Genomic DNA, 7,338 nt, shown 5'->3' on the forward strand with positions numbered 1-7,338 from the left:
GTGCCGGGTGCTGGCGTCGTCCTGCTGTCCGCAGCCGGATTCGCCGCCGACGCCAGGGGTCTTGATGACCTCCGACTCCATCTTCACCTGCAGCGGTGCGTCCAGGATGTACAGCTCGTCGCCGTTGTCGCGGACGGTGGCCGTGCCGGGCACGATCCACTGCCGCATGGAGACGCACTTGGTCTCGCCGCGCAGCGAGTCCCAGAACTTCTGGCCGCCCGGCTTGTTCGGGTGGATGAACTTCGCCACCGACTTCTTCATCGCCAGGTCGGCCTCCAGCAGCACCCGCCCGGCGTCGGTCTTGCCGAACTTCTCGTCGATGATCCGCTCGGGCTCGTCAGGGTTGAGGTTGACGGTGAACGCGGACGGCGGCAGCTCCAGCCAGACGAAGAACGAGTCCGAGGCGAGCTGCGCCGCCTTCCGGCCGCCGAAGGACTCCTCGTCGGCCGGCAGGGCATCGGCCTTGAACGCGTACTGCACGCCGGAGCCCTTGTGGTAGGTGTCGGAGACGTAACGCAGCTCCAGCGTCGAGAAGTCGACGCCGCCCAGGTCCTCGGCCAGCTCAGGGTGGCCGGATTCCGCGGCGAGCTGCCGGTCGAGATCGCGCAGTTCGGCGGCCTCCTGCGGGGTGTCCCCGGAGTCGCCGATTTCGGTCGGTGCCGCGGCCGGGGCCTGATACTGGTCGGGGGCGCGCAGGGTGTCGTCGGCGGAGGCGCCGCCCTGGGGACCGCCGGCCTGCGGCCCGCCGTTGGGGGTGCCGCCGCCGTCGGGCCCGTTGCCGTCGGGACCGCCGTCGTCCTTACGGGGCTTGAACTTCTGGTCGTTCGGATCGTGCGGCGGACCGCCCGGGTTGATCACCTTCTTCTGGGCCGGCACCACGACATAGTCGATGCCGGCCTCCTCGAGCAGCCTCTTGGCCTCTTTGGTCGGCGGTACGGCGAAGATGTACACCAGCCGCCGGGGGTTGTCCTTCCCCCGCTCGGCCTCGATGAACGCCTTGTCCCGCGCCAGTTCGCCTATGTCGATGCCCCTGCCGGACTTGAGCTCGTAGTACAGGCCGAGTTCCACGTTGGCCAAGTCGTAGTAGCGGTTCACCTCAGGGACGTGCAGCTCCGTCTGCCAGCCGTGGTTCGCACCGAGCTTGAGCCGTTCCACGATGTGTTGGACGAAGGCCTTGCCCTGGTAGTCGTTGCCCTGATTTGAAACGTACGGCCCGAGCCACTTGTTCCAGGGCGCCGCGATCGGCGGCTTGCCCACGGGATTCTTGCGGTACTTGTTCAGATCCTTGGCCTTTTTCCGCAGGTAGTCCTGCCGCGCTTTCAGGGCGTGCTGCCAGAACCCCGAAGTCTTGGCCCTCTTGTCGAGCAGCGCCGCCGCCACCTCGTGGGCCTTCGGCTCCGCGCGGCCACGCAGCCACTCGGCGGGGTTCAGGTACTCGTACGTCTGCTTCGGGCCGAACGGGCCCGGACGCGACCCGCCCGGCAGGGTCTCCGGATCCGGCGCGGGCCCGTCGAAGCTGGGCAGCGGCACCGGCTTCGGCGCGGCCACTCCCGGGACCGCCAAGCCGAGCGGCCCGCACAGCGCCGCCAGCGTCACCGCGACCAATAACGTTCGGACCCGACGGCGTCCGTTCACGACCAACTCCCCCTGCAGACAACGGCGATGACCAACCTATTGCCACATGCCCACTGGGAGACAGGATCAAGTGAGCCGATCGTAGGCGTGACGAAGCACACCCGGAGCGCGGTCGGCGAGCGCGACCTGGATCAGCAGGAACGGCACGGCCACCGTCCCGTCAGGGATCAGCTGGTCCAGGAAGGGACGCCCGACGAACATGTTGTCCCCGTCGGGCTCACCGGGGACGTAGCACCACTGCGCGCGCATCGCCGGCCGCAGCACCTCGCCGAGGTACCACGAGGCCCCCTCGGCGAACTCGTTGTGCGCCGCCAACTCGTCCGGTCCGGACACCCGTTGACGCGCCGCAGCCTCGAGTTCGTCCAACGACCCCTGGCTGAAGTCCCAGAGTTCGGGCCGCTCCGCATACGTGGCGAGCCAGGCCGACAGGCCTGCCGCGCGCTCCGCCAGCCACGCGTCCAGATACGGCCAGTCGAAGGTGGCCGTCGGGTCCTCATCGAGGCCCGGGGTCGGCTGCTTGACCGGCGTCCATCCGGGTACGGCGGCCTGCTTCTCGGCGACCGCCCGCTCCAGTTCCCGCAGACCGCGGCCGAACTCGTCGCCGTCACGGCGCAGTCGGGCCTCTTCGACCAGCTCCGCCGGGCAGACGGACGGCAGGCCCAGCTCCGGGTCCGGCGTCACGACCGGCAGTCCCCGCCGCTCGTCCCAGGTCCAGTTCCCGCCCGCCGCCGACAGCAGGGACTCGCCGAGGAATCCGGCGACCCGCTCCAGGAAATCCGCCCCGGGGGCGGTCCGGGCCAACAGCTCCGCCTCCAGACGGGCCAGCGCCGCCGGTGAGCGGTCCATCAGCGTCACTGCGCCCGCCGGCAGTTCGAAGTCCACCAGCCCGGCCAGCCGGGGCTGCATGTACTCCAGCCAGTCCTCCAACGGATCCACGGCCCACTCCCGCCAGTCGCCCCGCGGGGCTCCGCGGGTTTCCGCGCCCATCGTCCGACGCGAGCGCCGCCGCGCGCAACGACCCGCCGGAGGCCCGCAGAGAGCGCACCCACGTCTGTTCACACGCCCGCCCGCTCACGCGGGCGTCACTCCGAGGACGGCGAGGAAGGCGGTCGCCGCGGGCGTACGGCCGTCTCGGCTCCAGACGACGTGCTCGACGCGGTACGGCGCGTCGGTGATCTCGACCGTGGCGAGGCCCGTGAGTTGGGGCGCGTACGCGGCGGGGAGGAGGGCGACGGCGAGGCCCTGGGCGACCAGGCGGGCCATGAGCGAGTCCACGGTGGTCACTTCGAAGGCGACGTCGCGGGCGAGGCCGGCGGCCGCGAAGGCCTGATCGGACTGGAGGCGGCCGGCCGTGCCGGCCGGGAGGTCCACGAACACCTCGGAGGAGAGCCGGCGCAGGTCGACCTCCGGTTCGGCGGCGAGTGGATGGTCCGGGGCGACCACGGCGACGAGCCGGTCGCGGGCGAGTTCGTGCGCGGCCACGCCTTGGGGCTGTGCAGAGGTCGGCAGGCCGAGGAAGGCCAGGTCGACGGAGCCTTCCCTGACCTGTGCGGCGAGGTCGTCGCTCGCGCCCACCCGCAGGTTGATGCGCACATGTGGGTATCGGCCGCGGAACTCGCGCAGCGCGCCCGGGACATCGACCGCCGCGACGGTCGCGATCAGGCCCACGGTGAGCCGGCCGCGTACCTCGCCGACGGCGGCGGCGACCTCGGCGGTCGCCCGCTCGGCGGCGTCCAGGCACTGGCGGGCGGCGGGCAGGAACGCGGCTCCGGCGGGGGTCAGCCGGACCCGGCGGCTGGTGCGTTCGAAGAGCCGCGCCCCCAACTCCCGTTCCAGGCGGGCGATTTGGTGACTGAGGGCGGACTGGACGACCAGACAGCGCTCGGCGGCCCGGGTAAAGCTGTTCGTCTCGGCCACGGCGACGACATAGCGCATCTGCTGGAGATCCATGGATCCATCGTGGATCACGATCGATGAGCTGACAAACATGTGTTGGACTCATTGATCGTCGCGGAATGAGACTGCGGGCATGACAAGTACCACCGCACAGAGGGGCTCCGTCGAGGCCCGCACCGGCGCTCCCGGCGGCAACCTGCCTCGTACTCTGCTGACGGCGCTGGCCCCGGTGTCCTGGGGCACGTTCTACGTCGTCACCACCGAACTCCTCCCGTCCGCACACCCGTTGTTCGCCGCGCTCCTGCGGGCGCTGCCCGCCGGACTGGTCGCGCTGGCGATCGGCCGGACGCTGCCGCGCGGCGGCGCGTGGTGGGGGAAGGCCGCGGTGCTCGGCGTGCTGAACATCGGGCTGACCTTCCCGCTCCTCGCCATCGCGGCCGAGCGGCTGCCGGGAGGCGTCGCCGCCACCCTGGCGGCGGCCCAGCCGCTCGTCGTCGCGCTGCTGGCCGTGGCGGTCCTGCGCGAGCGCCTGTCCGGCTGGCGCCTCGGCTGCGGACTGGCCGGCATGGTCGGCGTCGGCCTGGTGGTGATCGGGCCGAACGCGGCGCTCGACGCCGTCGGCATCGCGGCGGGCCTCGGCAGCGCCGCGTCCATGGCGCTCGGGGTGACGCTCACCAAGCGCTGGGGACGTCCCGCCGGGACGAGTCCCACCGCGTTCGCGGGGTGGCAACTCACGGCCGGGGGACTGTTCCTGGTCCCGGTCACCTTCCTCGCCGAGGGCGCGCCGCCCGCGATCGACCTCCCCGCAGCTCTCGGCTATCTCTGGCTCGGGCTGGTCGGCGGCCTGATCGCATTCGTGCTGTGGTTCCGCGGCCTCACCAGTCTGCCCGTCGCCTCCGTCGCCGTACTCGTCCTGCTGTCGCCGCTCGTCGCCGCGGTGCTCGGCGCCGTCCTGCTCGACCAGACGCTCGGGCCGATCCAACTCGTCGGCTTCGCCCTCGCCCTCGCCGCCATCGTGGCGGGCCAGCTCCCGGCGCCCCGCCGTACCCGTGACTGAACTCCACCGAAGGGAACACTCCGTGCCGAACGACGAGACCATCCTGGTCACGGGCGCGACCGGCAGCCAGGGCGGCGCCGTCGCCCTCGCGCTGCTCGACGACCATTGGAGCGTACGAGCCCTCGTCCGGGACCCGGACAGGCGGGCGGCCAGGGAACTCCAGGCGCTCGGCGCAGAACTGGTCACCGGCGACCTCGACGACCCCGAGTCGCTGCGCGCGGCGGCGCAGGGCGCGTACGGCGTCTTCAGCGTGCAGCCCGATCTGGCCGACCCGCGCCCCGGAATCGAGGTGCGGCGCGGCAAGAACGTCGCTGACGCGGCCGAGGCAGCGGGCGTCGCGCACCTGGTCTACAGCTCCGTGGGCGGCGCGGACCGCAAGCCCGGGGTCGCGCACTTCGAGACCAAGGCGGAGATCGAGGCGTACATCGACGTCCTCGGCGTGCCGGCGACGGTGCTGCGGCCGACCTTCTTCATGGAGAACTGGGTGTATCTGGTTCCCGAAGCGAAGGCCGTCCCGGGAGCGGAGAACGGTGAGCGGGTGGGCTCGATCGCGCTGGACCCGGACACGTCGCTGCAGATGATCGCGGTGACGGACATCGGCCGGATCGCGGCGGAGGCGTTCGGCGAGCCGGACGAGTTCGTAGGGAAGAAGCTCGAGATCGCCGGCGACGAGCTGACTGTGCGTCAGATCGCCGACACGCTCAGCCGGGTCGACGGCGTCCCGACCCGCTTCGAGCGGCGGCCGGTCGAGGAAGTCCGGGCCGAGTCCCAAGAGTTGGCGGACATGTTCGACTGGCTGAACGAGAAGGGATACCGAGCCGACATCGCCGCACTCCGCGAGCGCCACCCGGGGCTGCTGACCTTCGAGGCGTGGCTGCGCGGGAACCGGTAGGCGACGTGCGCCTGTGGGGCGATCGCAGACCTATTCGAGACGGAGCGGCGGGTCTGTGGTTATGATCCTCCCGATGACGACTTACTCCTCCACCAGATTGGGGGTCCCGTCCACGCAAGGTGAGTGCTGATGCTCACTGACTGCGTGAACGGGGATTCCCGACTTTCCCTCTGGTCGCGCGTGCGCGAATACGCCGTGCCGACCGCCATGATCGAGTCCGCCACCGCCCGCCGATCTGTCGGCGACTGGGCGGGAGCGTGTGCTGCCGCCGGATTCGACGTCGACGTCGATCTGAAGTCCCTCGAACGCGCCCACGGCCGGGAGCTGAAGGCCCGAGTCCGGGCCGATCTACGCCATTTGGCACCCGACCTGCTGCGTTGGCACATGCCCAGGATCGCTCCCGACGGGCTGCTGCGGCCCGGACTCACCGTCCCGCTCGCCCGGTACGACGTGCCGGGACGTGAGGGGCGGAGCCCGCTGCAGTTGGTGGTCCGTACGGTGCCCGCCTGGGCGGACGCCGGACAGCGGATCACCCTCGCCCTGTGGGACGGGACCCGCTCCGACGACCTCGTCGCCCGCCATCCGCACCCCCGGCCCAGCCGGCGGTTCCGCCTCGACCTGCATCGACATCTGTGGGACGCGCGGCGGGCCGACGAACTGCGGAGCCGGTGCGGGGGCGATGGGCAGTCCATAGACGTGTCGTACGTCGCGGACGACCCGGACACCCAGGACGATCCGCACAGCCTTGAGCGCTGTGCCGTCGACCGGTGGGCGGCCGAGGCGGAGATCCTGCTCCGCGCCGACGGGCGTCCCGACGGGCCCGTCGCCGTGCGCATCGGGAACCGACGTCTCGTCCTGGAAGCCGGCGCGTCCGCCCCGCGGCTCGCCGACCCGCCCCCGGGCGGCGACGGCCTGCCGGTCCTGCCCGACGCGGCGACCTGGGTGCCGCCCGACCTGGAACTGCTCCGCGCCGGCGCGATCGGGGCCGAGGGGCTGCACCCGCTGGTCGCCGCCGCCCTCGTACCGGGGTACGCGGCGTCCGCCGATGCGCCACGGCCTCCGGATCGCCCGGGGGAGCCGCGCCTCGTGGAGTGCCGCGGCGCCCGGCACCGGATCGGCCTGGTCGACGGCGCCCTGGCGCCGCTGGACCACGACCCCGCCGAGATCCGGCGGGAGGAGCTCCTGGCCGCGCTCTCCGGCACCCCGCTGCCCTGCCTGCAGGCCATCGACGAGGCGCACCGCCGCCCGGACTGCCTCAGCGGCGTCCGTGAACGCCTGGACCACGGCGACACCGCCGGGGCCCTGGCCGTCGTCGAGGGTCTGCTCGGGCCCGACGCGGTGCTGCGCGGCGGGGCGCTCCGGGACGCCCTGGAGACCGCGGCGCAGCGGCGGATCACGTACGGGCTGTACCGCGCCGGCCTGAGCGGACCCGGACCCGACAGGATCGACCTCGGCCGTCCCGATGACCGTCGAAGGGTGCGCGGCATGCGCCGTACGCGCCCGCGCCACGTCCTCCCTCGCTGACCCGACGCCACTCCGACCCTCGCCGACCCGACGTCGTCGCCCCGCACGCCCATCCTTCCCTCCGCACACCCACAGGTGATCCCATATGACTGCATTCGCCCCGTCCGTCCCCACCTCCGTCCCCGTCCCCGCGTCCCAACTCGACATCGCCGGTGACCTGCTGGCCCTCCTCCGCACCACGACCACCGAACCCCGCCCGGACACCCAACTGGAGGCCCTGACCCTCGCCGTAGCCGCCGACCTCCCCGTGCTGCTCTGGGGCGAGCCCGGCATCGGCAAGACCGCGGCCCTGAACCAGCTCGCCGACGCCCTGGACCTCCCGCTGACCACGGTG

General features: G+C 72.2%; 5 protein-coding genes and 2 pseudogenes. 4 read left to right on the plus strand and 3 right to left on the minus strand.

Going from position 1 to position 7,338, the window contains the following annotated elements; translation table 11 throughout:
• The 3 genes and pseudogenes from VIU94_RS15820 to VIU94_RS15830 all read right to left on the minus strand — a co-directional run.
• A pseudogene (locus VIU94_RS15820) lies at positions 1-1,596 on the minus strand (hypothetical protein); the annotation flags it as partial.
• 105 nt (positions 1,597-1,701) lie between these two features.
• A complete protein-coding gene (locus tag VIU94_RS15825; RefSeq protein WP_331911914.1) occupies positions 1,702-2,571 on the minus strand; it encodes a hypothetical protein in 870 nt (289 codons plus the stop codon).
• Positions 2,572-2,706: 135 nt separating this feature from the next.
• A complete protein-coding gene (locus tag VIU94_RS15830; RefSeq protein ID WP_331911916.1) occupies positions 2,707-3,585 on the minus strand; it encodes a LysR family transcriptional regulator in 879 nt (292 codons plus the stop codon).
• Positions 3,586-3,664: 79 nt separating this feature from the next.
• On the opposite strand from VIU94_RS15830, the gene VIU94_RS15835 reads away from it, so the two are divergent.
• From VIU94_RS15835 to VIU94_RS15850, 4 genes and pseudogenes are all read left to right on the plus strand, one after another.
• Positions 3,665-4,588, plus strand: coding sequence for an EamA family transporter (locus VIU94_RS15835; RefSeq protein ID WP_331911918.1), 924 nt, complete (start codon positions 3,665-3,667; stop codon positions 4,586-4,588).
• A gap of 22 nt (positions 4,589-4,610) precedes the next feature.
• Complete coding sequence (locus tag VIU94_RS15840; protein ID WP_331911920.1) at positions 4,611-5,480, plus strand: NmrA/HSCARG family protein; 870 nt, start codon at positions 4,611-4,613, stop codon at positions 5,478-5,480.
• 129 nt (positions 5,481-5,609) lie between these two features.
• Complete coding sequence (locus VIU94_RS15845; protein ID WP_331911922.1) at positions 5,610-7,004, plus strand: hypothetical protein; 1,395 nt, start codon at positions 5,610-5,612, stop codon at positions 7,002-7,004.
• Between the two features lie 85 nt (positions 7,005-7,089).
• A pseudogene (locus VIU94_RS15850) lies at positions 7,090-7,338 on the plus strand (AAA family ATPase); the annotation flags it as partial.

It is taken from the genome of Streptomyces sp., assembly GCF_036566765.1.
In the GTDB taxonomy this organism is placed as follows: Bacteria; Actinomycetota; Actinomycetes; order Streptomycetales; family Streptomycetaceae; genus Streptomyces.

Bases quoted from the DNA above. Each gene is read 5' to 3' on its own strand.
- VIU94_RS15835 (WP_331911918.1), top strand. From the start codon at position 3,665: ATGACAAGTACCACCGCACAGAGGGGCTCCGTCGAGGCCCGCACCGGC.
- VIU94_RS15830 (WP_331911916.1), bottom strand. From the start codon at position 3,585: ATGGATCTCCAGCAGATGCGCTATGTCGTCGCCGTGGCCGAGACGAAC.
- VIU94_RS15845 (WP_331911922.1), top strand. From the start codon at position 5,610: ATGCTCACTGACTGCGTGAACGGGGATTCCCGACTTTCCCTCTGGTCG.